General features: G+C 68.1%; 22 protein-coding genes. 13 read left to right on the top strand and 9 right to left on the bottom strand.

The annotated features are described in order from the left end of the window. Positions 1-110: 110 nt before the first annotated feature. Positions 111-1,343, bottom strand: a complete 1,233-nt coding sequence (gene pobA / locus DFS13_RS17590) for a 4-hydroxybenzoate 3-monooxygenase (RefSeq protein ID WP_111441924.1) — start codon at positions 1,341-1,343, stop codon at positions 111-113. A gap of 116 nt (positions 1,344-1,459) precedes the next feature. Here pobA and DFS13_RS17585 point away from each other — a divergent pair, with 116 nt between their 5' ends. The 3 genes from DFS13_RS17585 (at position 1,460) to DFS13_RS17575 (ending at position 3,920) form a co-directional block, all read left to right on the top strand. Further along, positions 1,460-2,386 carry a LysR family transcriptional regulator gene (locus DFS13_RS17585; RefSeq protein WP_006482291.1) on the top strand — a complete coding sequence of 309 codons (927 nt, stop codon included), beginning with the start codon at positions 1,460-1,462 and terminating at the stop codon, positions 2,384-2,386. Between the two features lie 95 nt (positions 2,387-2,481). Continuing rightward, positions 2,482-3,117 (top strand): GTP cyclohydrolase I FolE, encoded by a 636-nt coding sequence (folE, locus tag DFS13_RS17580; RefSeq protein ID WP_006482320.1) that lies wholly within the window; start codon positions 2,482-2,484, stop codon positions 3,115-3,117. Further along, entirely contained in the window at positions 3,117-3,920 is an 804-nt protein-coding gene (locus DFS13_RS17575) for an SDR family oxidoreductase (protein ID WP_034203083.1), read from the top strand. Before folE ends, DFS13_RS17575 begins: the two co-directional genes overlap by 1 nt. A 161-nt stretch (positions 3,921-4,081) precedes the next feature. Here the strand turns inward: DFS13_RS17575 and epsC are convergent, their stop codons facing one another. Together epsC and DFS13_RS17560 are read right to left on the bottom strand one after the other, a co-directional pair. After that, the gene (epsC, locus tag DFS13_RS17565) at positions 4,082-5,002 is read right to left on the bottom strand and encodes a serine O-acetyltransferase EpsC (RefSeq protein ID WP_006482285.1); all 921 of its coding nucleotides are present in this window, start codon (positions 5,000-5,002) and stop codon (positions 4,082-4,084) included. A 137-nt stretch (positions 5,003-5,139) separates the two neighbouring features. Next, positions 5,140-5,373, bottom strand: coding sequence for a hypothetical protein (locus DFS13_RS17560; RefSeq protein WP_006480138.1), 234 nt, complete (start codon positions 5,371-5,373; stop codon positions 5,140-5,142). 278 nt (positions 5,374-5,651) lie between these two features. Between DFS13_RS17560 and DFS13_RS17555 the strand changes: the two genes are divergently transcribed. The 3 genes from DFS13_RS17555 to fnr all read left to right on the top strand — a co-directional run bounded on the left by DFS13_RS17555 (position 5,652) and on the right by fnr (position 7,885). After that, entirely contained in the window at positions 5,652-6,059 is a 408-nt protein-coding gene (locus tag DFS13_RS17555) for a DUF3005 domain-containing protein (protein ID WP_034203084.1), read from the top strand. A 508-nt stretch (positions 6,060-6,567) separates the two neighbouring features. Continuing rightward, positions 6,568-7,035, top strand: a complete 468-nt coding sequence (locus DFS13_RS17540; protein ID WP_006482283.1) for a universal stress protein — start codon at positions 6,568-6,570, stop codon at positions 7,033-7,035. Positions 7,036-7,138: 103 nt separating this feature from the next. Then, entirely contained in the window at positions 7,139-7,885 is a 747-nt protein-coding gene (fnr, locus tag DFS13_RS17535; RefSeq protein ID WP_006482294.1) for a fumarate/nitrate reduction transcriptional regulator Fnr, read from the top strand. 48 nt (positions 7,886-7,933) lie between these two features. Here fnr and DFS13_RS17530 read toward each other — a convergent pair whose 3' ends face one another. Further along, positions 7,934-8,827: a LysR family transcriptional regulator ArgP gene (locus tag DFS13_RS17530; RefSeq protein WP_006480142.1), complete on the bottom strand. Its 894-nt coding sequence runs from the start codon at positions 8,825-8,827 to the stop codon at positions 7,934-7,936. A 110-nt stretch (positions 8,828-8,937) separates the two neighbouring features. Here DFS13_RS17530 and DFS13_RS17525 point away from each other — a divergent pair, with 110 nt between their 5' ends. After that, positions 8,938-9,558: a LysE/ArgO family amino acid transporter gene (locus tag DFS13_RS17525; RefSeq protein WP_006482350.1), complete on the top strand. Its 621-nt coding sequence runs from the start codon at positions 8,938-8,940 to the stop codon at positions 9,556-9,558. An 80-nt stretch (positions 9,559-9,638) separates the two neighbouring features. Here the strand turns inward: DFS13_RS17525 and DFS13_RS17520 are convergent, their stop codons facing one another. From DFS13_RS17520 to DFS13_RS17505, 4 genes are all read right to left on the bottom strand, one after another. Then, on the bottom strand, positions 9,639-11,372 hold the full coding sequence (locus DFS13_RS17520) for a DUF2235 domain-containing protein (protein WP_006482310.1): 1,734 nt from the start codon (positions 11,370-11,372) through the stop codon (positions 9,639-9,641). A 36-nt stretch (positions 11,373-11,408) separates the two neighbouring features. Beyond that, the gene (locus tag DFS13_RS17515; RefSeq protein WP_006494589.1) at positions 11,409-12,086 is read right to left on the bottom strand and encodes a DUF3304 domain-containing protein; all 678 of its coding nucleotides are present in this window, start codon (positions 12,084-12,086) and stop codon (positions 11,409-11,411) included. Between the two features lie 61 nt (positions 12,087-12,147). Next, positions 12,148-13,050, bottom strand: coding sequence for a DUF4123 domain-containing protein (locus DFS13_RS17510; RefSeq protein ID WP_111441923.1), 903 nt, complete (start codon positions 13,048-13,050; stop codon positions 12,148-12,150). A gap of 13 nt (positions 13,051-13,063) precedes the next feature. Beyond that, complete coding sequence (locus tag DFS13_RS17505) at positions 13,064-15,568, bottom strand: type VI secretion system Vgr family protein (RefSeq protein WP_111441922.1); 2,505 nt, start codon at positions 15,566-15,568, stop codon at positions 13,064-13,066. A 355-nt stretch (positions 15,569-15,923) separates the two neighbouring features. Between DFS13_RS17505 and DFS13_RS17500 the strand changes: the two genes are divergently transcribed. The 4 genes from DFS13_RS17500 to DFS13_RS17485 all read left to right on the top strand — a co-directional run bounded on the left by DFS13_RS17500 (position 15,924) and on the right by DFS13_RS17485 (position 20,734). Further along, on the top strand, positions 15,924-16,871 hold the full coding sequence (locus tag DFS13_RS17500; RefSeq protein WP_111441921.1) for an aldo/keto reductase: 948 nt from the start codon (positions 15,924-15,926) through the stop codon (positions 16,869-16,871). A 100-nt stretch (positions 16,872-16,971) separates the two neighbouring features. Continuing rightward, complete coding sequence (locus DFS13_RS17495; protein WP_080330646.1) at positions 16,972-17,838, top strand: hypothetical protein; 867 nt, start codon at positions 16,972-16,974, stop codon at positions 17,836-17,838. Positions 17,839-18,041: 203 nt separating this feature from the next. After that, positions 18,042-19,010: a helix-turn-helix domain-containing protein gene (locus DFS13_RS17490; RefSeq protein ID WP_006494595.1), complete on the top strand. Its 969-nt coding sequence runs from the start codon at positions 18,042-18,044 to the stop codon at positions 19,008-19,010. A 158-nt stretch (positions 19,011-19,168) separates the two neighbouring features. Continuing rightward, positions 19,169-20,734: a GMC family oxidoreductase gene (locus DFS13_RS17485; RefSeq protein ID WP_111441920.1), complete on the top strand. Its 1,566-nt coding sequence runs from the start codon at positions 19,169-19,171 to the stop codon at positions 20,732-20,734. 95 nt (positions 20,735-20,829) lie between these two features. Here DFS13_RS17485 and DFS13_RS17480 read toward each other — a convergent pair whose 3' ends face one another. Next, positions 20,830-21,810 carry a helix-turn-helix domain-containing protein gene (locus DFS13_RS17480; RefSeq protein WP_006488519.1) on the bottom strand — a complete coding sequence of 327 codons (981 nt, stop codon included), beginning with the start codon at positions 21,808-21,810 and terminating at the stop codon, positions 20,830-20,832. Positions 21,811-21,989: 179 nt separating this feature from the next. On the opposite strand from DFS13_RS17480, the gene DFS13_RS17475 reads away from it, so the two are divergent. Both DFS13_RS17475 and DFS13_RS17470 read left to right on the top strand, forming a co-directional pair. Continuing rightward, positions 21,990-22,523 carry a 2,4'-dihydroxyacetophenone dioxygenase family protein gene (locus DFS13_RS17475; RefSeq protein ID WP_006488523.1) on the top strand — a complete coding sequence of 178 codons (534 nt, stop codon included), beginning with the start codon at positions 21,990-21,992 and terminating at the stop codon, positions 22,521-22,523. A gap of 18 nt (positions 22,524-22,541) precedes the next feature. Next, positions 22,542-23,846 (top strand): MFS transporter, encoded by a 1,305-nt coding sequence (locus tag DFS13_RS17470; protein ID WP_006488522.1) that lies wholly within the window; start codon positions 22,542-22,544, stop codon positions 23,844-23,846. The last annotated feature ends 1 nt before the right edge of the window (position 23,847 follow it).

Raw genomic sequence — 23,847 nt, 5'->3', positions numbered from 1 at the left:
GGCCTGTCGAGGGGACACGCGCGTGCCGCGTGCCGCGCCGGAGGCCTTCGTCGACCCTCGGCTTTTGTTCGCTATTCGAACCTAGATTCGATTAGCGAACGATGGGCCGATCATAGAGTCGCGCACAGCGCGTTGTCAAGGCGGGTTGCCTCGGAGGCCGTCGCATCGTCGAACGGCAAGCCGACGTAGTTTTCAGCGAGCGACTGCGCGGCGGCCCGCGAGCGCGTCACGTATTTCAACTCGGCAAACTTCAGGCGATTGACGAACGGCGAATCGTCCGGCGACGCATGCAGCATGTTCGTCATGAAGTACGAGAAGTGCTCGGCGCGCCACACGCGTTCGAGGCAAGTCGCCGAATAGCGCTCGAGCGGCGTCGCGTCGCCCGTCCGGTAGCGTGCGCCGAGCGCGCGGGACAGCGCGCGGACGTCGGCCACCGCGAGGTTCATGCCCTTCGCGCCGGTCGGCGGCACGATGTGCGCGGCGTCGCCGGCGAGGAACAGGCGGCCGTGCTGCATCGTCTCCGACACGAAGCTGCGCATCGGCGTCACGCTCTTCTGCGTGATCCGGCCCTCGGTCGGCGTCCAGCCGGTGTCGTTCGAGAAGCGCGTGTGCAGTTCGTCCCAGATCCGCGCGTCGGACCATTCGGCGAGGTCTTCATCCGGCTTGCATTGCAGGTACAGCCGCGTGACCGTCGGCGAGCGCATCGAGAACAGCGCGAAGCCGTTGTCGTGGTGTGCGTACACGAGCTCGTCGAGCGACGGCGCCGCGTCGGCGAGGATGCCGAGCCACGCGAACGGGTAGACGCGCTCGAACGTGTTCAGCCGGTCGGCCGGAATCGTCTGCCGCGCGATGCCGTGGAAGCCGTCGCAGCCCGCGATGTAGTCGCAGTCGATGCGGTCGGCGCGACCGTCCGCATGCTTGAACGTGACGAACGGCCGCTCGCTTTCGACATCGTGCAGCGCGACGTCGCTGACTTCGAAGTGCATCTGATGACCGTGCTCGACGCCGGCCGCGATCAGGTCGCGTACGACTTCGTGCTGGCTGTAGACGGTGATCGCGCGCCCGCCGGTCAGCTCGGACAGGTCGATGCGGTGACGCTGGCCGTCGAACAGCAGCTCGATGCCGTGATGTTCGAGCCCTTCGCGACGCATCCGGTCGCCGAGGCCGGCTTCGTTCAGCGTGTCGACCGTGCCCTGCTCGAGCACGCCGGCGCGGATGCGGTTCTCGCAGTAGTCGCGCGAACGCGCTTCGACGAGGATGGAATCGACGCCTTGCAGGCGCAGCAGGTGGGAAAGCAGAAGGCCGGACGGACCGGCGCCGATGATCGCGACTTGGGTGCGCATTGTTCGTCTCCAGAGCATTAATTCGAATCGTGGAACACATTTGAGCGCTTTCCCGACTATGCGGCAACGCGATTCAGGAGATATGTTGTATACGTTTTGAAGATACCGGCCCGGCCATGGATGCGCTCGATCTGAACCTGATTCCCTACCTCGTCGCGCTCGACGACGCGCGCAACGTGAGCCGCGCGGGCGACCTGCTCGGCGTGAGTCAGCCGCGCGTGAGCACCGCCCTCGGCCGGCTGCGCGAGTATTTCGGCGATCCGCTGTTCGTGCGCACGTCGCGCGGGATGGAGCCGACGCCGCGCGCGCTCGCGCTGCTGCCGGCCGCCCGCGACGCGCTCGCGCAGATCGAGCGCGGCCTCGTCGCGCCGCACGACTTCGACCCGGCCGCGAGCACGCATACGTTCTCGATCGCGCTGTCGGACGTCGGCGAGATCGTGTTCCTGCCGAAGCTGCTGCAGGCGTTCGCGACGCACGCGCCGCACGCGAACCTGCGTTCGGTCTCGCTCGCGCACGACGAAGTCGGACGCGGCCTCGAAGCCGGGTCGATCGATCTCGCGGTCGGCTACTTCCCCGACCTCGACGGCAACAACTTCTTCCAGCAGCGGCTGTTCACGCACCGGTTCGTCTGCCTGATGCGGCGCGGCCATCCGTTCGAGCAGACGCCGCCGTTCACGGTCGAGCAGTTCCTCGCGTGCGGGCACGCGGTGGTGCGCGCCGAAGGCCGCAGCCAGGAGGTGCTCGAGAAATATCTGGCGAAGCAGCGCATGCAGCGCCGCGCGGTGCTCGAAACGCCGCACTTCATGAGCCTGCCGTTCATCCTGAGCCGCACCGACCTGATCGCGACGGTGCCGCACGCGATCGGCTACGCCTATGCGGCAGAGCACGCGTTCATCGTGCCCGTCGAGCCGCCGCTCGCGTTGCCGCGCTTCGACCTGAAGCAGCATTGGCATCGCAAGTATCACAACGACCCGCGCACCGCGTGGCTGCGCGGCGTCGTCGCGTCGCTGTTCAACGACGAGCAGGACGAATGGCCGAAGTGACGAAGGGGCGCGGCGGCCCGCACGCACGACCGGCGAAAGCATGAAACAATGGCCGGATATCGGCCGCCGCAGGCGGCCTTCGATGGAGCCACTACATGGGTAAGGGAAAGAAATCCGCGCGGCCCGAGGCGGTCGCCTCCCGGCCGAGCCGTGAAGAAGCCGAAGACGCCGTCCGCGTGCTGTTGCGCTGGGCCGGCGACGATCCCGCGCGCGAAGGCCTGCTGGACACACCCGCACGCGTCGTGCGCGCGTACGAGCAGTTCTTCGCCGGCTATGCGCTCGACCCGCGCGACATCCTCGCGCGCACGTTCAGCGAAGTCGACGGCTACGACGAGATGATCGTGCTGAAGGACATCCGCTTCGAGAGCTACTGCGAGCACCACATGGTGCCGATCATCGGCCGCGCGCACGTCGCGTATCTGCCGAACCATCGCGTCGTCGGCATCTCGAAGCTCGCGCGCCTCGTCGATGCGTTCGCGAAGCGCCTGCAGATCCAGGAAAAGATGACCGTGCAGATCGCCGACACGCTGTTCGACGTGCTGCAGCCGAAGGGCGTCGGCGTGATCCTCGAAGCCGCGCACCAGTGCATCTCCACGCGCGGCGTGCACAAGCCGGGCGTGGAGATGGTCACGTCGCGCATGCTCGGCACGTTTCGCACCGATCCGTCGACGCGTCGCGAATTCCTGTCGATCGTTGCGAATCCTTCCTCGGTCAACCTGACGAATACCTGATGGAGCAGACGAAGCAAACGGCGCACGCGCCCGTCGTGCTCGTGACCGGCGCCGCGCGCCGGGCCGGGCGCGCGTTCGCCGAGTATTTCGCCGCGCACGGCTATCGCACCGCGGTGCACTACGACCGTTCGGCCGATGCCGCACAGGCCGCCGCCCGCGCGATCGCCGAACGCGGGCACGATTCGGCGGCGCTGCAGGCCGACCTGTCCGATGCCGCGCAGATCACCGCGCTGATCGACCAGGTGTATGCGCGCTTCGGGCGCCTCGACGTGCTGGTCAACAACGCGTCGGTGTTCTGGCAGGACCATTTCCCGAGCTTCGATCTCGCGGCGTTCGATCAGGCGTGGGCCGTCAACTGCCGCGCGCCGATCCTGCTCACGCGCGCGTTCTACGAACGGGCTCGCGCGGCCGGCACGCAGGGCGTGGTCGTGAACGTGGTCGACCAGAAGATCAAGGAAAACTTCCACCGCGACCATTTCAGCTACACGGTCGCGAAGGCCGCGCTCGGCAACCTGACGCAGATGCTCGCGCTGTCGTCCGCGCCGGTGCTGCGCGTGAATGCGGTGTTCCCGGGGCTGATGCTGCCGAGCGACGACCAGACGCAGGCCGACTTCGAACACGCGAGCCGCGCCTCGACGCCGCTCGCGCGCATCGCCGGCCCCGACGACGTCGCCAGCGCGATCCTGCTGCTGACGGGCAATGCGTACAACGGCGTGGATTTCGTCGTCGATGCGGGCCAGAACCTGATCCGCGTGGACCAGGACGTGCTGTACAAGCACCGCTCGCCGGACGGCAAGCACTGACGCTTCGATGAACGAAGGCGGCTGCACGCCGCCTTCGTGCGCCGGGCCGAGCGGGCTTCGCGCCGCTCACGCCCGCGAACGCCGGACGGCGGTCCGGCCGCCGATCCATTCCGCGTCATCCGCCGCGTTGCGCGGAACGGCGCCCGCGCATTCGCTGCGCGTTACGGCTTCTCGGCGCTGCCGCCTTCGCGAACCTTGCCCTGCGCGACGCTCGTGCCGGGCGGCACGCTGTGCGTGAGCCACACGTTGCCGCCGATCACCGAGCCGCGCCCGATCGTCACGCGGCCGAGAATCGTCGCGCCCGCGTAGATCACCACGTCGTCCTCGACGATCGGGTGCCGTGCATTGCCCTTCACCAGCGCGCCGTCGCCATCGGCCGGGAAACTCTTCGCGCCGAGCGTGACGGCCTGGTACACGCGCACGCGCTCGCCGATGATCGCGGTCTCGCCGATCACGACACCAGTGCCGTGGTCGATGAAGAAGCTCGGGCCGATCTGCGCGCCGGGGTGGATGTCGATGCCGGTTGCCGAGTGGGCGATTTCATTGATGAACCGCGCGAGCAGCGGCACGCCGAGCTGGTGCAGCGCATGCGCGAGCCGATGGTGCATCATCGCCAGCACGCCGGGATAGCACAGCAGGATCTCGGTGATGTGCTGCGCGGCAGGGTCGCCCGCGTACGCGGCCTGGATGTCGCTGACGAGCAGCGCGCGGATCGCCGGCAACTGCCGGCCGAATTCGCGTGCGATCTCGAACGCGCGTTCGTCGAGTTCGGCGAACGGCGTATCGACGTGCTCGGGCAGGAACGGCAACGCGCGGCGGATCTGCTCGGACAGGATGCGCAGCGTGCTTTCGAGCGTGTGGCCGACGTAGTAGTCGACGCTTTCGTCGGTCAGGTCGGGCGCGCCGTAGTGCGTCGGAAACATCGACGCGCGCAGGCCGGTCACAATCTTGCAGATTGCATCGCGCGACGGCAGTTCGCGGATGCCGCGCGGATGGCGCGTGCGATGGAGTTCCTCGCGCGACTCGCGCAAGCCGGCGACGATTTCTTCGAGGCCCCACTGACGGGCGGGTGATGTCGACATATGCCAATGCGGGCAGCCGCGCGCGGATGCGCGGCCGCTAATAAAGTGACGGGTTCCGCAAGATTACCGCGTTTTTTGTCCGGGAGCGGCACCCCGGGGATCGGCCGGACGGCCGGCGCTGCTCGACCGCGACGGCGTCACATCGAGATGCTGCTCGCGTCGATCCAGCGCACGGCCCAGTCGCGCGCGTGCGCGATCGCGTCGCCTTCGTCGTTGAACTGGAGCTCGATCGGAAAAAAACGGTTCGCAACCAGCTCCCCGTCGCTCGATCGGGAGATCACGACGTAGGGCTTGAATGAACCGTCACTGGCGCGTGCGGGCGCGCAATTCAACAGATAACCGCGGTGCGTGAAGGCAGTAGTCGCTTGCATGAATCCGCCACCTCTAGTCCCTTGCTTTGTTGTTCACTACCCGTCTTTAAGGGTGCTGCGGCGCCCCGGCGCGGGCAGAGGCGGCGAGACTTCATCCCCTGTCGCCGCTTCGCAGGAAAAGAATCATACTCTGTAGAAAACGCGTCTTCTAGCTGAAATAAATCATGACAAATCAGTGCGCGTCGCGCGACCGCGGCGATCGCCCGCGCGCCTTTTCCCGTCGTGCCCGGAACGGGATTTGCTTCGATCCGGAGCGTGTCGCCGCCAGGAGAGCCGCGATGGAATCATCCGCTCAAACAGGTCGTGCGCATCCGCGCAGCGTCGAACTCGACAACGACGACACGCACGACAGCACGGTCGATACCGACGGCAAGCACCGCGAAGCGTCGCGCCTCGCCGGGGTCGGGCCGATCTCGCCCGACCAGATCACGCGCAGCAACGCGTCGCTCGTCAATGCGATGCCGGAAGCCGGCGACGGCTTCGCCGGTTTCGACAGCCGCCCCGACGGCAATCATCCGGCGTTCGCGCTGCGTGCCGGCTACCGGGTGATCGAGAAAGGCTTCGACACGCCGCCCGCGGGCGACGCGCCGTTCGGTCCCGTTCACCGGATGTACGGCAGCGCGTACTGGCCCGGCCACGGCCGCCGCCCCGAGCGCGTCATCGAGTTGACCGCCGTGCCGGGATAGCCCGCGGCGTTTGAATCGATCGTTCGATTCGGAATCGCCGTCGAACGATGGCGGTGGATCGGCGCGTACGATTCGCGCTACGCGCCGATACTCGTTCGCGCGATGCCGAAGCGAACGGTTCCGCGCACGGGCCTCGGCGTTCACGGTCATGCCTGCCGCGCATCGCATCGACGCACATGCATTGACCGAAGTCATGGCGGCGCGGCGCGATTGCGATTGAATGGCGATGCGTGCCGCGCATCGGCGTGACTGCCGTGTCGGGTCGATGCGCGCGCATGCGGTTTCGCCGACGATGCGGCCACACCACGCGACACGCATCGCGCGGTGCAGCATGCGTCGCATGCATGGCCCTGCCCGGCCGCGACCGGAACCGCGCGACCGTGCGGCAGCGCGGGCATCTCGCTGCACGATCCTGCCCGTTGGTTTACTCTGCCTCGCAGCATCGCGCATTGCCCAGCCCGCTCGGCCATCCGGCCGACTTCGTTTCAACCCGCCACTCGGAGACACTATGTACAAGCGTATTCTGGTTGCCGTCGACGGCAGCGACACGTCCCGCCATGCGTTCGACGCCGCGCTGGCGCTCGCGAAAGCGCACGGCGCCGAGCTGCAGCCGTTCTACGTCGTCGAAAACGCCGCGATCTACTACAACGTGCCCGGCTACGATCCGTCCGTGCTGCGCGATCAGCTCGTCGCGCAGGGCAACACGCTCGCGCAGGATTTCGCGAAGCGGATGCAGGCCGCCGGCGTGAAAGGCGAAACGCGGCTGAACGAAGCGACGTCGCTCAACGACGTATCGTCGCTGATCCTCGACGGCGCGAAAGCGTTCGGCGCCGATCTGCTCGTGCTCGGCACGCACGGCCGTCGCGGCTTCCGCCGCCTCGTGCTCGGCAGCATCGCCGAACAGTGCGTGCGCCACGCGACGCTGCCCGTGCTGCTGATCCCGGCGGCCGCCAACGCGGACGAGCCGGCCGCCTGAGCGGCGCTCGGCAGGCGCGGCCGGTCGCGACGTTTTGTCACCCGACAGCGGCAACTTGCGGTGGGACAATGATTTCGTCGATTCAACGCCGGAGTAAACGATCATGCTGACGCCCGTCGCCACCCGCCCCGCCGCCACGCCCCATGCCGGTAGCTGGGCCCCTCGCCAGGCCGCGCACTGCTCGTCGTGCGCGATGCGGCACCTGTGCATGCCGCAGGGCCTGGCGCCCGAAGCGCTCAGTCGCCTCGAGTCGGTCATCTGCGCGGCACGCCCGGTCAAGCGCGGCGAAGCGCTGTTCCGCGAAGGCGACGCATTCGACAACCTGTACGCTGTGCGCTCGGGTTCGCTGAAAACCGTCGCGACGCGTCACGACGGCCGCGAACAGGTCACGGGCCTGCACCTTGCCGGCGAAGCGCTCGGCCTCGACGGCATCTGCGACGATACGCACCCGCGCACCGCGGTCGCGCTGGAAGACAGCTCGGTCTGCGTGATTCCGTACAGCGCGCTCAAGACGCTGTGCTCGGAAGCCGGCTCGATGCAGTTGCGCATGCACAAGCTGATGAGCGAACAGATCGTGCGCGAAACGTCGCAAACGATGCTGCTCGGTTCGCTGAATGCCGAAGAGCGCGTCGCCGCGTTCCTGCTCGACGTGTCGTCGCGCTACCTGAAGCGCGGCTACTCGCCGTCGGAATTCAACCTGCGGATGACGCGCGAGGACATCGGCAGCTATCTCGGCATGACGCTCGAAACGGTCAGCCGCACGCTGTCGAAATTCCAGAAGCGCGGCCTGATCGAAATGCAGGGCCGCCACGTGCAGATCATCGACTTCGACGGCCTGCAACACCTCTGATACCGCACGGCGCGCGCCCGTCGCGCGCCGCCTGCCCAACCTCGCCGGTCAATCGAGAAACAGCGCGGCACGCGCTTTCAGCGCCGCGCTGAAATCGTCGAGCCAGCCGATCGACAGACGCCAGCTCTGCCAGTACAGATCGATGTCGATGGTTCGCCCGCGCGACATGTCGATCAACTCGCCCGCCGCCAGCTGGCGGTCGACCATCCGGTCCGGGCACATCCCCCATCCCAATCCCGTTTCGCACGCGCGCAGGTAGCCGGCGACGTGCGGTATCCAGTGCTGCGGCGGATCGAGATCCGCGCGCGTCACGCGCCGGATGAAGCGCGCCTGCAACCCGTCCTTCGGATTAAACATCACGCACGGCGCGCGGCGCAGCGCATCGCGCGTGATCCCCGCGTCGAAATAACGTGCGTAAAACGCCGGCGAACACACCGCGCGATAGCGGATCCGCCCGAGCCGCTCCGACCGGCAGCCCTGGATGGGCTCGGCCTGCGCGGTCACGGCGCCCTGCACGCTGCCGTCGCGGATGCGCGAGGCCGTGTAATCCTGATCGTCGATCACGAGGTCGAGCAGCGTCTCGCGCTCGGTGCAGAACGGCCCGACCGCGTCGATGAACCACGTCGCGACGCTGTCGTCGTTGACGGCCACGCGCAGCGTCGGCCACGCGCTCGCGATCTGGCCCGGCAACGCGGGCATCCGGCCGCCCAGTTCGGCTTCCAGCAACTGCACGCGTTCGGTATGCCGGCACAGCAGCGCGCCCGACGTGGTCGCGACGCACGGCTGCCCGCGCTTGACGAGCACGCTGCCGACCCGCTCCTCCAGCAGCTTCACGCGCTGCGACACCGCCGACGGCGTGACATTCAGCTCCTTGGCCGCCCGCTCGAACGAACCGTGCCGGATCACGGCGGCGAGGGCATCGAGCAACGCGTAGTCGAGCATTAGATTTCCTTAATCTGCATTAGGTGATTTAGCTTCTCTTATTCCCGCGCTGCTCGCAGACTAGCGCTACCCGATTCGTTCGTCTACTGCTTCCACGGCTGTCCCCCATCATGAACTGGCTCGCTTTTTCTCACGGCGCCGCCCTGTGCGCGTCGCTCATCGTCACCATCGGCGCGCAGAACGCATTCGTCCTGCGCCAGGGCATCATGCGCTCGCATGTCGGCAAGATCGTGCTGCTGTGCGCGGTTTCCGACATGATCCTGATCGGCGCGGGCGTCGGCGGCGCGTCGGTGCTCGTCGAGCGCTATCCGACCTTCGTCCACGCGGTGCTGTACGTCGGCCTCGCATATCTCGCGTGGTTCGGCATCAATGCGCTGCGCCGTGCGTTCAAGCCCGGCCACGACACGCTCGACGTGCGCGGCGACGCGGTCGCGCCGCCGCCGCAGAGCGCGCTCGCGATCGTGCTGATGACGCTCGCGTTCACGTGGCTCAACCCGCACGTGTATCTCGATACGTTCCTGCTGATCGGCACGGCCGGCGCGCGCGAGCCGGAAGGCGGGCGGCTCGCGTTCGCGATCGGCGCGATGACGGCCAGCGTCGTGTGGTTCCTCGGGCTCGGCTATGGCGCGCGCTTGCTGGCGCCGTGGTTCCGCAAGGCGGTCGCGTGGCGCGTGCTGGATGGCGCGATCGGCAGCATGGTGCTGTTTCTCGCGGCCGTGCAGTTGCGGTAGGGAGGGAGCGTCGCGGCAGACGCAGTCTGCCGCGACGTGAGGTCAGCCGGTCGCGGTCGCGACCGGTATCGCGTTCGGCGTCAGGCCGTCGAAGTCGCGTCGGGCAGCGTGCCGCCAACCGCCGCGGGCTGGTTGCTGGCGAGCTGCGGCTCGTTGGCTGCCATCGGGTCCTGCTGCTTCGCCGGATCGGCCTTGGCGAGTTGCGTGGCGGCCTGCTCGGCCTTGTCGCCCTCGTAACGCCAGTACAGGAACTTCTTGCCGCGCTTGCCCATGAAGTACTGGCGGTTGACCGACCAGCGGCTCGCTTCGGCGAAGCCGGCGTAACCGTCTTCCATCTGCTTCTTGAAGCCCGCAATCGAGTCGTGCACGTAGTGATCGAAGAACCGGTCGAACGTCGCGCGCGCCGCCGGATCGATGCCGCCCAGCCAGTTGCCGGTGACCCGCGTCGCCGCGTCGATCGCCTTGTACTGCTCCGAGATGGTCCGCGTCAGGATGCCCCCGTTGGCCCGACGCACTGCATCCGCATCTTCGTTCCATTCGCCGTCGGTGATGGCCATGTGGGGGTCCACGCCGCCCGGCGGCTTCAGCCGGCCGTCGTGCAGGCGCCGGCTGCGGCTGGCGCGCCACTGGTAGTAGCGGTTCATGTGCCAGATGATCTGCGACTCGAGCCGGTCGCTGTTCGACGCCACGCCCGCGCGACGCTCGTTGCCCTGCCCCATGTACACGTTCCAGGCCGCCTCCAGCTCGCGGGAAATCGCGAACAGCCCGCCGGCCGTTTCCATGACATCCTTCGGCTCGCGGAACGGCACGCCGGCCTTCCAGGCCTCGATGAAGAGATTGTTCAGCGCGACGTTGGCCAGTTCGTTGGTTCGCCCTTCCTGGTAATTGCGCTCGTAGCCGCCGCCCACGTCCGAGTGCATGCCGGGGTAATACACCTCGCGGCAGTTCGCGGGAAGCTTCTGATCCTCGCGCACCGAGTCGCCGGGGAATTTCTCCCGGACCTCATGCGACGCGACATAGTGCACGCATTGCCGGACGTAGTCCGGAATGCGGATGTCGTTCGCCCATTCCGCATGGCCGCCCTTGTCGATGCCGTGCAGCACGCCGCCATAGACCGGCCCGAGGATCGCGCCCACGATGTAGGGCGCCGCCTTCTCCAGGCGGCTGCCGCCGAAGCCCGTCGACGCCACCGTATCGAGGATGCCCATGAAGTAGACGACCACTTCGGGACGCATCCCCTTCATGTTCTTCTTGTTCCACCAGAGCCGGCCGCCGATGTTCTCGGCCAGCTGCTCGGTCAGCATGCGGACGAACGCGCGCGCCTCGGTGGCGCCGCGCGAGAAACCGAACGCGGCCACGTTGATCTGGCTCACGGCCGGCATGTGGTTCGTCACGTGTTTTTCGAGCTCGCGGAGCATCCAGCGGATGCGCGCCTCGCCCTTGCTCGCGGCCGCCATGCCCAACACGCCGTCGAGACCCTTGCCCGAATCGCCGACCTTGCTGCAGGGGGTGCCGACGCCCTCGACGTACCGGCCCATCGTGCGCGGATTGGCCTTGTTGAACGGGACATGGGCGAACATCGCGAGCTTGGCGATGTTGCTGTACTTGGTTCTCGCGACGTCCGTCGAGCCGTTGCCGTCCTCGCCGTAGTTGTTGCCCGTGCCATCGAAGAAGGCCGTGAACCACACGGGCTTCGGACACTCCTTGCATTGCTCGACCCGCAGCGGATCGAGCGCCTCGCGGTGCGCGTGGCGGATCGAATCCTCGACCGGCGTGATATCGGTGATGCGTCGAATGAGGGGAGGATTGCTCATGGCGGTTACGCTCCTGTTCCGATCAGGTGTCCGGCGTCAATTCCACTGGGCCGGCTTCTTGCGCCCATAGAACGGATTGGGAATTTCCTTCAGGCACGCGCGGTCGGCCAGCTTGCGCTGCGCGTCACGCTTGGACAGGGCCACCTTCGGGTCCGGGCCGTCGACTTCGAAATCCATGTCGCCTTCCACCCGGCCATCGGGGAAGAAGTGCAGCACGATGCCGCCGCTCTTGTCCTTGACGGGCGGCCGCGTGACCGTGATCTCGCCTTCGCACCACGCCATCCCCGGCTGGGTTTCCCGGTGCGTGTACGGGTCGTAGTTCGCGGACGACGCTTCCATCGCGCGCTTGTCGACCACGCGCTCCCACCACACCTTGAACGTCTTCGGGGTCTTCCAGCGGAAATCCCACGCGAGACTCGGGCGCGAGCCGCCCCCGCCGGACCAGTACTTCGCATTCCGGGGCGTGGCGTGCGCGCCGTCGGCGCTCGCCGCGTCGTCGAGGCTGTTCTTGTCGGGCGGCAGCAGATAGACGCCGTAGATGTCGTAATCCGTATAGTTGAAGGACCCGGCGGTAATGATGTCGTAGTTCGGGTCGTTCCATTTATTCACTTCGCCCGGCGCCAAGCTGTCCTTTTCGGCATCGTTCACGCTCTTGCTGCAGGCAGCCGTGGAGAAAACCATCACGGACAGCAAGGTGATCCAGCAGCGGTTCATATTGAACTTCCTTCTCTTTCAGTCGATTTCATTCGCGTCGCGTCGCGTCGCGCACGCGCCATCACGCGGCCGCTTCCTGCATCCGCCGCCAGTCTTCCGCCGGCACCCGCGCCAGCGCCTCCGGAAACGCCTGCCCCTGCGCCACCGCGTCGAACACGGCGGCCATCGCCGGATCCTCGTCGAAGCGCGCGCCGTACCGCAACGCCAGTTCGCAATAGATCAGCAGCGACGCCGCGCTGTCGGCGCCGTGCGCACGGCAGCGCGCCAGTTGGTCGCGTACGAAGTCGTAGTGCCGCGCGGCCGGCAACGACGCCAGCAGCGCGGGCTTTTCGACGCGCAGCCGCTCGAGCATCGTGTACGGATAGCACGCGGCGAGCAGTTCGTCCTCCTGCGCCTGGGTCAACTGCAGCGGAAACTCGGCGGCCTGCCTGACGTCGGCGGGCGCGGCGATGTCCGCCGTGCGAAGCTGCAGCGCGGTATCGCGGTGAATCCAGTGCCGCACACCCTGCGCCAGATACGCGCGATGCGCGGCGGGCAGCATGTCGAGCCAGAACGGCAGCACGCGCGGATCGAAGAAGCGCATCAGCATCACGCTCTCCATCTGCTCGAGCTGGACGTCCACCATCGGCGCCAGGTGCGCGGCCAGTCGCGCGAGCGACAGCGGCGACACGAGCACGCTCGCCGCCGGCCATGGAATGCTGCGCGCCTCGATCGCGTTCGCGGCATCGGCGCCGTCGGCGCCCGGCTGCCATTCGAACAGCAGCGGCCCGACGATTCTCGCCTCGTCGTCGGCGTCGTCGAGCAGCGAAGCCGCGACGAACGCGGGCCACGACGCCTTCTCATCGTCCGGCAAGGTATCGAGCAAGGCACCGTCGATCAGGACGTAAGCGCGCAGCCCGTCCTGCGACGACAGCGCCGCCTGCAGCGCGTCGGCCGCCTGCGCGGCGATCGGGTCATTCGTCATGCGCTGCCCTGCCTCACGCCTTGGCCGCGAACGGTGACGCCATCGACGCCGCGTTGACCATGCACGGCGCGCACGCCGTGCCCGGGAACGCGCGCGCGGGCACCGGCAGGCTGTCCGGCCCGATGAACGTATGCGACGCGGCATGCGCGGTGAATTCGCCCTTGGTCCCGTGCACGATGCCGCTGCCGTTCCAGCGCGTATAGCTGGTGCCGCCGTTGATCAGGACTTCTTCCTTCGCGGTGATGGTGATGCGGTTCGCATCGACCTTCACGTCCAGCTTGGCCAGCACGTTGATGCTGTCCTTCAGCGCCTGGATGTCGATGTCGGCGGCGGCGGCCACGAGCCGGATGCCCTTCTCGAACGCGGCGACGCGCACCGCCTGCTGCGCGCTGACCAGCATGCTCTTGCCCGCACCGATGCTCGTATGGGCGCCGCTCGTCAACGCGACGTGCTGATCGCTCGCGACATGGGTCGACCCCGTCGTCGTGGCCAGGATCCCGGCCGGGCTGGCGAGCGCGAGAAACGGCTGCGCGAACTCCGGAAACTCGCCTTGCTGCGGATTGCCGCCGCTGCCTCTCAGGCCGTCGTTCTGCGTGCGAAGCGCCTGGTGGACGGCATCCTGGTCGCCGGACTCCTGCGCCTTCACGTCGTGCGCGGAACCCGACAGCGACTCGTGCAGGTCGTGCGCCTTGTCGAGACGCGCGACGGTCTCGCCGATGTCGGTCGCGTGGGCACGCGCGTCGTAGCGCGCCTCGCTGGTGACGAGCAGGCCCTTGGCCGCCCGTACCGCGCCATGCGCGTCGGTCCGCAATTCGAAGCCGCGGGCGCGCTGATCGGTGCGCCCCTGGGTTGCATCGATGCGGACGTTGTGCCCGAGCGTCAGCTCGCTCGCGTCGGTATCGCTGCGCAGCTTCAGCTGGAGCTGCTGCGGCGTGTCGTCGAGCAGCACGTGGTTCGAACGCCCGCCCGCCGCGTTGCCGCTGTCGCCCGACAGCTCGCGGCTGCGCAGGCCCGTCAGCACGTGCTGGTCGGGCAGCGCCCACGGCGGCATCCGTTCCGCGTTGTACGTGGTGCCCGACACGACGGGGCGATCGAGATTGCCGTCGAGGCACATCACGAGCACCTCGCTGCCCACGCGCGGATGCGCGATCATGCCCTTCTCGCCGCCCGCCCAGCCGGCGGCCACGCGGATCCGCGCGCTGATCTGCGCCGCACGATCCCAGTGATAGACGATGCAGACGCGGCCATATTCGTCGACGTCGACGCTGCCGGCCCCTTTCGCGCCGGCGACGGTCGCGGTTTGCGGCGCCAGCACGCGCACCGGTTCGCTGTTGAACCCGCGGCCCGGGCGCCACGGCGTACGTCGATGGCCCGCGACGAAGCGGTTGCGATACTCGGGCTTGCCGTCGGCCTGCAGGTAATTGTTCGCCGCTTCGTGACGGGCTTCGAGAATCAGGTACTCGTGATCCTGCGGGCTACCCGACGCCGCGCTGAAGTGATCGGACAGCTGGAACCAGCGGCCGGGCAGGATGCCGTGATGGTTGCCGGCCGCGTCGAAACGCGTCGCGGCCGCCTCGATCTCTTCCATCCGCACGCGCGCCAGCGCATCGCCGGCGCGCGTCTGCTTCGCGAACCCGTAGTGCCCCACGTACTCGTGATGCTCGACCTGCGGCGCGACGCCCGGCGGATGCAGCGTCGGAATCTGCGCATGGGCCGCATGCGGCGCCTTGAAATCGAACGCGGTCGCGCTGTAGCTGCCGGCGGACAACGACCGCACCGCGGACCATTGGGAAATGGCGTCGGCGGCCATCGGGCCGTCGTGGGTCTGGAAACGGATCACCGGCGAGCGGCCGTCGACGGCCGGGCACTGCACCGTGCTGTCGTCGCCGACGATCAGCTTCAGGCCTTTCTCGTCGTGCTCCCACCAGTACAGGAACCCGACGGCTTCCAGATGGCGGACGATGTAGTTCCAGTCGCTTTCGCCGAGCCCGCCGCCCTGGACGTTCATCGTGCGCGCCGGATCGTCGCCGCGCACGCGCCACTCCCACGACGGCGCGAGCCCCTGGTAATCGGCGAGCAGCGTGCCGATCTGCTGCTGAAGCGATTGGCCGAGGAACAGGCGGTTGTTCACGCGAGTCCGCAGGAAATGGCTCCACGGGCGCAGCACCGCGCGGTATTCCGCAATCGAATCGTCGTTGCGGACCAGCGAAAACGCGGTGCAATAGCCGGTGAAATAACGCAGGCCGCCGTCGGGGCGCACCATCGACACCGCGAGCAGCTTGCCCAGCATGTCGGCCAGCGTGATGCCCGCCTCGCTGGACAGCAGCGTCACGTCGAACGTGAAATCGATCCCCAGCCCTTCGTGCGCGACGAGACGCTCGGCCACCAGCCGCGCCGGACGTTGCCGCCCGTACGCGTCGGTCACCGACGGTGCGTCGTCGTGCGGAAAAGACAGCGCGAGCAGGCGTTTGTCTTGCAGGAAAAACGGGGTTCGAATGAATGCCGCCAGGTCAGCCATGACCGCCTCAGAATGATTTTTCGTTCGTATGGAAACGGCCCGCTGCCATCCCTAATTTTGGGATGAAAGGATATCGTAGACAACGCAGCGCGACAACGTTGACGCCCTACGTCACTTCCCTGTCCCGGCACGGAAAATCGGTAATAAATACAGCACGTTGCGCGCGTGGGAGCCGGTGCTCGAACGGACGTCGCCGCCATGATGACGTCGCCTCGTCCGGCATCCCGACGCACGCGCGCGAAACCCGCCGGTTGCTGCGCCGGCGGCGGAACCTCGCCATGCGCTTCGCCGTCTCAACGCGACCGGCTTCACGTCCCGCAGTCCCTCCCGTCACCCGCAGCTTACGGAGCAGAACATGGCACATCGCACCCTCGGTACATCCGGCATCCAGGTTTCGCCGCTCGCGTTCGGCGGCAACGTCTTCGGCTGGACCGTCGACGAAAACGCATCGTTCGCGTTGCTCGACGCGCTCGCCGACACCGGCATCAACTTCATCGACACGGCCGACGTCTATTCGGCCTGGGTTCCCGGCAATCACGGCGGCGAATCGGAAACGATCATCGGCAAGTGGCTGAAGCGCTCCGGCAAGCGCGAGCAGGTCGTGATCGCGACCAAGGTCGGCCTGCTCGGCGCGCGCGCGGGGCTGTCGAAAGACAACATCCTGAAGGCCGTCGACGATTCGCTGCGCCGCCTGCAGACCGACTACATCGACCTGTATTTCTCGCACCGCGATCTCGCCGACACGGCCCCGCTCGAAGAAACGCTCGGCGCGTATCAGACGCTGATCGACGCGGGCAAGGTGCGCATCATCGGCGCGTCGAACTACAGCGGCGCACGCCTGCGCGAGGCCGCCGCGATCAGCGCGCGCGACGGGCTGCCCACCTACCAGGTCATCCAGCCCGAATACAACCTGCTCGACCGCGCCGACTACGAACGCGATCTCGAGCCGGTCGTGCGCGACCTGAAGCTCGGCGTCGTTAACTACTACGCGCTCGCGAGCGGGTTCCTGTCGGGCAAGTACCGCAGCGAAGCCGACCTGAAGAAGAGCGTGCGCGGCGATCGCGTCGCCGGCTATCTGAACGCGCGCGGCCTGCGCATCCTCGCCGCGCTCGACGCGGTGTCGGCGAAGCACAATACGCAGCCGGCCGCGATCGCGCTCGCGTGGCAGATCGCGCGGCCGACGATCACCGCGCCGATCGCGAGCGCGACGTCGCTCGCGCAGCTCGCGCTGCTCGGCGAGGCGATCCGCGTCACGCTCGATCAGGACGACATCCGCCGGATCGACGAAGCCAGCGCGCCCTGAAGTCCGCGACGGCGGCAAGCCGATGGAATCGCACGGGCAGGCGGCTCCACGGCTTGCCCGCGATTCACGCAGGGCGGATGGATACAATGGCGAGCATCCGATGGCCGCGGGGCTCGACCGGGCTTCTTCGCGCCGAATCAAAACCACGCATAAGAAACCGCCGATGATCCACCTTGCCCGCCGCTCCCGTGCTGCCCGTCATGTCCGTCCGCTCGCCACGACGATCGCCGCGCTGCTCGCCTGCGCACCGGCCGTATCGTTCGCGGGCTGGTACGAAATCGCGAACTACACCGGCACGATCGGCAACGCGCCGGTGCACGTGTCGCTGCAGACCTACGACGCGATCAACCACAACGACGCGGGCCGCTGGCGCGTCGACGGCAGCTACTACTACGACGCGCATCGCAAGCCGATCCCGTTGCGCGGCCAGCGCGAGCCTGACGGCCGCCTGACGCTGTGCGAAGCGTCGTCGCCCGCATCGAACGCCGACGCGCCGGTCGTGCCGGCCGCCTCGCCGTCACGACCGAAGCCCTGCCCGATCGCGCTGACCGTCAGCGGCAAAGCGGCGACCGGCACGTGGGACGACGGCCGCAAGACGCTGCCGATCACGCTGAACGAAGTCGGGCGGCTGAACGACACCGACGACCCGCATCCGCAACTCGACGGCAGCGTCGATATCCCGATGTGGTATCGCACCAAGACGCACATGCTGGTCGGCGTCTACGCGCGGTCCGACAAGTGCGGCGTGGCGATGCAGTCGCTGCGGGCCGTGAACATCGCGACGGGGCGCGTCGATCGCACCATCGCGCTCGACTGCGACGCGGGGATGGTGATGACGTCGATCTACGCGAACGTCACCGGCGCGCACTGGGCGGACCACGTGAGCGTCGAATTCCGCGACGGCAAGATGGGCTACGCGGAGGACGTGTCGCTCGGGCTGCCGTCGTCCTCGTCGAAGCCGAAGTAAGCCGGCCACGCCTACCCCAAAGCCGCATACGTGTCTTGACTCGCACGGCCGCTTTCGTTGACCCGGACGGCCATCGATCGCGCAATCGCGCGCCGCGCCCCGCTGCAAGCGCGTCACGCGCACGTCCCGGGTCTTTCACGGATTGACCGCGACGTTCGGCGTGCCCGAGACTGCGCCGCTCGGGCCGTCATCGGGAGAACGTCATGCCGGACACCAGCACGGAGATCGCCACGATCTCGACGCGCGCCGTACGCGGCGCCGAGCGCGTCGACTTCTGGGTCGACCACGTCGCACGCACGCTCGTGCGGATCGAATGCAGCGGAAAGTCGTCCGAAGGGATCGATGCGTCGCTGCGCAAACGCGATCTCGGGCTGTTCCGCGCGTGCGACATCGTCGCGAACCGGCACGCGGTCGTGCGCACGTCGCACAACATCCACGCCGACCAGCGCGACGCCGTGTTCATCTGCCTGATGCACGAAGGGCACGGCTATACGTTCCAGGACGTCGACTGCATGCAGCACGGGCCCGGCGACCTCGTGCTGTACGACACGTCGATGCCGTACGGTCACGGCTTTCCCGCCGACATGGCGATGACCGTGCTCGACGTGCCGCGCGACGTGTTCGAAGCCCGCGTCGCCCCGTGGCGCTACCGCAGCCTCGTCAAGATCGATCGCGACGACGGGGTCGCGTCGTGGGCCGTGCGGCAGGTGGTTGCGCTGCTCGCCGCGCCGCAGGAGCCGACGCCCGACGCGCGCGAACGGCGCGCCGCCGCGATCCTCGAGCTCGTGCAGTCGATGCTGCGGCTGCGCGACGGCGACGCGTCGCCGACGAAGTCGACGGTCCACACGCTGTCGCGCGCGAAGGCGTTCATCGACAGCCATCTCGCCGACGACGATCTCGACAGCCGGTCGGTCAGCCGCGCGATCAACCTGTCGCCGCGCCAGCTCGCCCGCGTGTTCGAGATCGAAGGCACGCCGCTCACGCGCTACATCCTCGCGCGGCGGCTCGAACGCTGCCGCGCCGACCTGCGCGACCGGTCGCTGAAGCACCTGACGGTCAGCGAAATTGCGTTCCGCTGGGGCTTCAACAACAGCGCGCACTTCAGCCGCAGCTATCGCGCGCGGTTCGGCGAAACGCCGAGCGACACGCGCGCGCCGGCCGACACGCGCTAACCGCTGCCACCCGCTCCTCGCACCGCCGCTCGCCGCATGTCCCGCCGAGGCAAGCACGGCGTCCGCGTCGGTCAAATCGGGCCGCAACCCGCTCGCTAAGCTGGCTTCCTGCGCGGCGGCATTCGTTCCGCCGCCCGACAGCAAGGAGAAGAAGCGGGATGGAGACGTACGACCACATCGTCGTCGGCGGCGGTTCGGCCGGCTGCACGGTTGCGCACCGGCTGGTGAAGGCCGGCCGGCGCGTGTTGCTGCTCGAGGACGGCCCGAAGGACGACAGCCTGTTCATCCGGATTCCGGCGACGTTCATCCGCGTGCTCGGCACGCAACGGACGGTGACGTTCGAGAGCGAGCCGCAGCCGGGCGCCGCGGGACGCAAGACCTACGTGCCGCAGGGCCGCACGCTCGGCGGCGGCAGCTCGGTCAACGCGATGCTGTACGTGCGCGGCACGCGCGACGACTACGACGACTGGGCCGCGCTCGGCTGCACCGGCTGGGGCTGGGACGACGTGCTGCCGGTGTTCAAGCGCGCCGAATCGCATCTGCGGCTGTCCGAGCCGTTCCACGGCACCGACGGGCCGTTGAAGGTCGGCGACACGCGCTTCCGGCATCCGCTGAGCCTCGCGTTCGTGAAGGCCGCGCAGGAAGCCGGCATCGCGTACAACGACGACTTCAACGGCGCCGCGCAGCATGGCGTCGGCTTCTATCACACGACGATCTTCGACGGCCAGCGCGGCAGCACCGCGGCCACCTATCTGGCCGACGCGATCGCCGATCCGAACCTGCGCGTGCTGACCGGCTGCCGCGTGACGCGCATCCGGTTCGACGGGCGCCGCGCGAGCGGCGTCGAATGGCGCACCGCGAGCGGCGCGACGGGAGCGGCCGCCGCGCGCGCCGACGTCGTGCTCGCGGCCGGCGCGCTGAGCACGCCGAAGCTGCTGATGCTGTCGGGCATCGGCCCCGGCGCGCACCTGCACGCGCACGGCATCGACGTGCTGCACGACAGCCGCGACGTCGGCGCGCACTACCAGGATCACCTCGAGGTATCGATCTACGGCCGCACCCAGGCGCCGGTCAGCCTGCTCGGCGAGGATCGCGGGTGGCGGGCATTGCGGCACGGGCTGCAATGGATGCTATGCCGCTCCGGCCTGCTGACGTCGAACGTCGTCGAATCGGGCGCGTTCGTCGATACGACCGGTGGCGGCCGCCCGGACATCCAGTTCCACGTGCTGCCGACGCTCGTCGGCGACGTCGACCGCGCCCCGCTGCCCGGCCACGGCCTGTCGATCAACCCGTGCCTGCTCCGGCCGCGCTCGCGCGGCGCCGTGCAACTGCGCGGCAACGATCCGGCCGCGCCGATCCTGTTCGACAGCGGCGCGCTGTCGGACCCGGCCGACGTCGAGGGCCTCGTGCGCGGCGTCAGGCTCGCGCGGCAGATTCTCCGCGCGCCGTCGCTTGCCCGCCTCGTGCGCGAAGCCGAGACGCTGACCGACGCCGCGCTCGCCGACTACGTGCGGCGTCGCGCGAAAACCGTCTATCACCCGGCCGGTACGTGCCGCATGGGCAGCGACGCGCACGCGGTCGTCACGCCGCGTCTCGCCGTGCAAGGCGTCGACGGGTTGCGGATCTGCGATGCATCGGTGATGCCGCGCATCGTGTCCGGCAACACGAACGCGCCGACGATCATGATCGCGGAGCGCTGCGCGGCGTTCATGTTGACGGCGTGACGCAATGCACGTGCGTGTGCGCTGCAGCACGCCGTGCCGAAAACGCAGACGGCGCGTGATGCGCGCGCCGCCGTCGACCTGTCGGAAAACCGGCGTCAGCCCGCGGCGTCACGCGCCGCGTCGCGCAGCGCCATCGGCGACGCGCCGTAGCGCTCGCGGATCGCGCGGCTGAAGTGCGCCTGGCTCGAAAACCCCCAGCGAAACGCGATCTCGCCGATGCTCGTCTTGCGCAGCCGCGCGTCGGTCAGTTCGCGATGCGCGTGCGACAACCGCTCCGACCAGATGTGCTGCGTGATCGACTCGCCTTCGGCCGCGAAGAGGCGCCCCAGATGCCGCAGCGACAGCCCGACCGCATCGGCGACGGCCTGCGGCCCGAGTTCCGGTTCGCCGAGATGCGTCGCGATGTATTGCTTCGCGGTCAGCAGGTACGACAGCGACGCGCGCGATGCGCCCACGCCGTTCACCTCCGCATCGACGAGCGCCGCGATCAGCGTGCGCGTGTGCTCGGCGAACCGCGCGGCGTCGCGCTCGACCGGCGCCTTCATGAACCGCTCGACGCTCGCGCGCAAGGTCGCGCCGAGCATCGCGCCCGCACCCGGCTTCGGCGCGATCCGCAGCGGCAGCGCGGCCAGCTCCGCATCGAGGCGGTCGTCGAGCGTCGTGATCGGGATATCGATCAGCAACTGCCGCATCGGCGTCAGGAATCCGAACAGATACGGCACGCGCGTGTCGTAGACGACGACATCGCCGGCTTCCGCGAGCAGGCACCGGTCGCGCTGGATGAAATACGCGCGCCCGCTCAGGATCTGGCACGCGAACAGCGATTCCTTCGGCAACTGGCGCACCAGCGCTGGGCTGCGCTCGATCACGTGATCCTGCCCGCTGATGTCGGCGATGCCGAGGCCCGGCAGCGCGATGTCGGTCTTCTCCACTTCGAGCCCGGCCGGCGACAGCGACGAGCAGCGCAGGCCGACCAGCGTCGCCGCGTTGAACGCATCCCAGTACGCCATCCTGTCGCGCGCCGGCACGTCGGCCGTCGAACCTCGCGTGCGTGAAAAAACGGTCGAATTCGTCACGTCGCCTCCTGCTGGCGCCTGTCGTGCGGAGCGGCACGGATTGGGGGATGGTTCGTCTGGATCCTGGTGCGATGCAATGTCCGGCGCGGTCAAGCAATTCGTCCAGCCCAGTCAAGAGCGGCGCGCACCGGCTGGCTAAAGTCGAGCCCACGACACCCCTACATACAAGGAGACACACCGTGGTCGACAAAGCCGTATCCGAATTCTGGCAAAACATCCCGGCGATTGCCAATCCGTTCAAGCCCGATGCGCTGCCCGAAGCCTACATCCCGAACGCGGCCACCGACGACGAGCGCTATTACGTTCCGTTCACCGAAACGGTTTCATCGCGGCCGCTGTGGATCTCGCCGTCGCAGAACAAATGGTGCGACATCCTGATGGCGAAGGAAGCCGGGCTTGTGAACCGGCACTATCACCCGCACGAGGTGTTCGCGTACACGCTGTCCGGGAAATGGGGCTACCTGGAACACGAATGGACCGCGACGCGCGGCGATTTCGTGTACGAGACGCCGGGCGAAGGCCACACGCTCGTCGCGTTCGATCACCCCGAGCCGATGCGCGCGTTCTTCATCGTCAAGGGCCCGCTGATCTGGCTCGACGACGAAGGCAATCCCGACGGCTACTTCGACGTGCACTCGTACATCGCGATGTGCAAGGCGCATTACGAGAAGGTCGGCCTCGGCGCGCAAGCGATCGAGAAGCTGTTCCGCTGACGCGCGGCGAGGCTCACGATGACTTCCCCGTCCTCCTCCCGGCCCGCCTGGACGTACGAGAACAGGCTGCTGCTGATCCTGTTCATGACGTTCGGCTTCGTGTTCTTCGACCGCCTCGCGCTGTCGTTCCTGTTTCCGTTCATGTCGGCCGAGCTGCACCTGACGAACACGCAGCTCGGCATGGTGTCGTCCGCGCTCGCACTCACATGGGCGCTGTCGGGCGCCGCCACGGGTGCATGGTCCGACGCGCGCGGCACCCGCAAGCCGCTGCTGATCGCGGCCGTGCTCGGCTTTTCCGTGTGCTCGGCGCTGTCGGGCCTCGTCGGCGGCTTCGCGAGCCTGATCGCGTTTCGCGCGCTGATGGGCATCGCCGAAGGGCCGGTGCTGCCGCTGTCGCAATCGCTGATGGTCGAAAGTTCGACGCCGAGCCGCCGCGGGCTGAACATGGGCCTGCTGCAGGGCTCGGCCGCCGGCCTGCTCGGCGCGATGATCGGCCCGCCGGTCGTGATCGGCATCGCCACCGCGTACGGCTGGCGCGAGGCGTTCTACGTGTCGTGCATTCCGGGCTTCCTGATCGCGTTCTGCATCTGGCGCTGGGTGCGCGAAGTGCCGCCCGGCGGCGTGCGCCACGCGCAGGCCGACACCACCGCGGCACCGGCCGCCGGCGGTGCGACGGTCAGCCGCTGGGCGCTGCTGAAGGAGCGCAACATCCTGCTCTGCGTGCTGATCAGCTGCTTCTTCCTCACGTGGTTCGTCGTGATCATCTCGTTCGCGCCGGTATTCCTCGTGGAAAGCCGCCACCTGTCGCCGGCCGACATGGGCGTCGTGATGACCTGCCTCGGCGCCGCGTGGGTGTTCTGGGGCTTCGCGGTGCCGGCGATCTCCGACCGGATCGGCCGCAAGCCGACGATGATCGCGTTCGCGCTGATCGCGGCCGTGTGCCCGGTCGTGCTGATCCACGTCGGCTCCGTCTGGGCGCTCGGCGCGCTGGTGTTCGTCACGTACACGGGCCTCGGCTGCTTCACGCTGTTCATGGCGACGATCCCGGCCGAGACGGTGCCGCCGCGCGCGATCGCGAGCGCGCTCGGGCTGATCATGGGCGCCGGCGAGCTGATCGGCGGCTTCGTCGCACCGACCGTCGCCGGCTTCGCCGCGGACAAGTATGGCCTGCAGTTCGCGATGTGGACGTCGACCACCGGCGCGATCCTCGCGTGCGTGCTGTCGTTCGGCCTCGTCGAAACCGCGCCGGCCGTGCTGCGCAAGCGCGCGCTCGCCGGCGCCGCGGCCGGCCGCCTCGATACGCAAAACCTCGGAGGACGCTGAC

It is taken from the genome of Burkholderia sp. 28_3 (assembly GCF_003253915.1).
Taxonomy (GTDB): domain Bacteria; phylum Pseudomonadota; class Gammaproteobacteria; order Burkholderiales; family Burkholderiaceae; genus Burkholderia; species Burkholderia cenocepacia.
The sequence above is the reverse complement of the archived record's forward strand: the minus strand, read 5'-3'. Positions and strand labels throughout refer to the sequence as shown.

Bases quoted from the DNA above. Each gene is read 5' to 3' on its own strand.
- pobA (WP_111441924.1), bottom strand. From the start codon at position 1,343: ATGCGCACCCAAGTCGCGATCATCGGCGCCGGTCCGTCCGGCCTTCTG.
- DFS13_RS17585 (WP_006482291.1), top strand. From the start codon at position 1,460: ATGGATGCGCTCGATCTGAACCTGATTCCCTACCTCGTCGCGCTCGAC.
- folE (WP_006482320.1), top strand. From the start codon at position 2,482: ATGGGTAAGGGAAAGAAATCCGCGCGGCCCGAGGCGGTCGCCTCCCGG.
- DFS13_RS17575 (WP_034203083.1), top strand. From the start codon at position 3,117: ATGGAGCAGACGAAGCAAACGGCGCACGCGCCCGTCGTGCTCGTGACC.
- epsC (WP_006482285.1), bottom strand. From the start codon at position 5,002: ATGTCGACATCACCCGCCCGTCAGTGGGGCCTCGAAGAAATCGTCGCC.
- DFS13_RS17560 (WP_006480138.1), bottom strand. From the start codon at position 5,373: ATGCAAGCGACTACTGCCTTCACGCACCGCGGTTATCTGTTGAATTGC.
- DFS13_RS17555 (WP_034203084.1), top strand. From the start codon at position 5,652: ATGGAATCATCCGCTCAAACAGGTCGTGCGCATCCGCGCAGCGTCGAA.
- DFS13_RS17540 (WP_006482283.1), top strand. From the start codon at position 6,568: ATGTACAAGCGTATTCTGGTTGCCGTCGACGGCAGCGACACGTCCCGC.
- fnr (WP_006482294.1), top strand. From the start codon at position 7,139: ATGCTGACGCCCGTCGCCACCCGCCCCGCCGCCACGCCCCATGCCGGT.
- DFS13_RS17530 (WP_006480142.1), bottom strand. From the start codon at position 8,827: ATGCTCGACTACGCGTTGCTCGATGCCCTCGCCGCCGTGATCCGGCAC.
- DFS13_RS17525 (WP_006482350.1), top strand. From the start codon at position 8,938: ATGAACTGGCTCGCTTTTTCTCACGGCGCCGCCCTGTGCGCGTCGCTC.
- DFS13_RS17520 (WP_006482310.1), bottom strand. From the start codon at position 11,372: ATGAGCAATCCTCCCCTCATTCGACGCATCACCGATATCACGCCGGTC.
- DFS13_RS17515 (WP_006494589.1), bottom strand. From the start codon at position 12,086: ATGAACCGCTGCTGGATCACCTTGCTGTCCGTGATGGTTTTCTCCACG.
- DFS13_RS17510 (WP_111441923.1), bottom strand. From the start codon at position 13,050: ATGACGAATGACCCGATCGCCGCGCAGGCGGCCGACGCGCTGCAGGCG.
- DFS13_RS17505 (WP_111441922.1), bottom strand. From the start codon at position 15,568: ATGGCTGACCTGGCGGCATTCATTCGAACCCCGTTTTTCCTGCAAGAC.
- DFS13_RS17500 (WP_111441921.1), top strand. From the start codon at position 15,924: ATGGCACATCGCACCCTCGGTACATCCGGCATCCAGGTTTCGCCGCTC.
- DFS13_RS17495 (WP_080330646.1), top strand. From the start codon at position 16,972: ATGGCCGCGGGGCTCGACCGGGCTTCTTCGCGCCGAATCAAAACCACG.
- DFS13_RS17490 (WP_006494595.1), top strand. From the start codon at position 18,042: ATGCCGGACACCAGCACGGAGATCGCCACGATCTCGACGCGCGCCGTA.
- DFS13_RS17485 (WP_111441920.1), top strand. From the start codon at position 19,169: ATGGAGACGTACGACCACATCGTCGTCGGCGGCGGTTCGGCCGGCTGC.
- DFS13_RS17470 (WP_006488522.1), top strand. From the start codon at position 22,542: ATGACTTCCCCGTCCTCCTCCCGGCCCGCCTGGACGTACGAGAACAGG.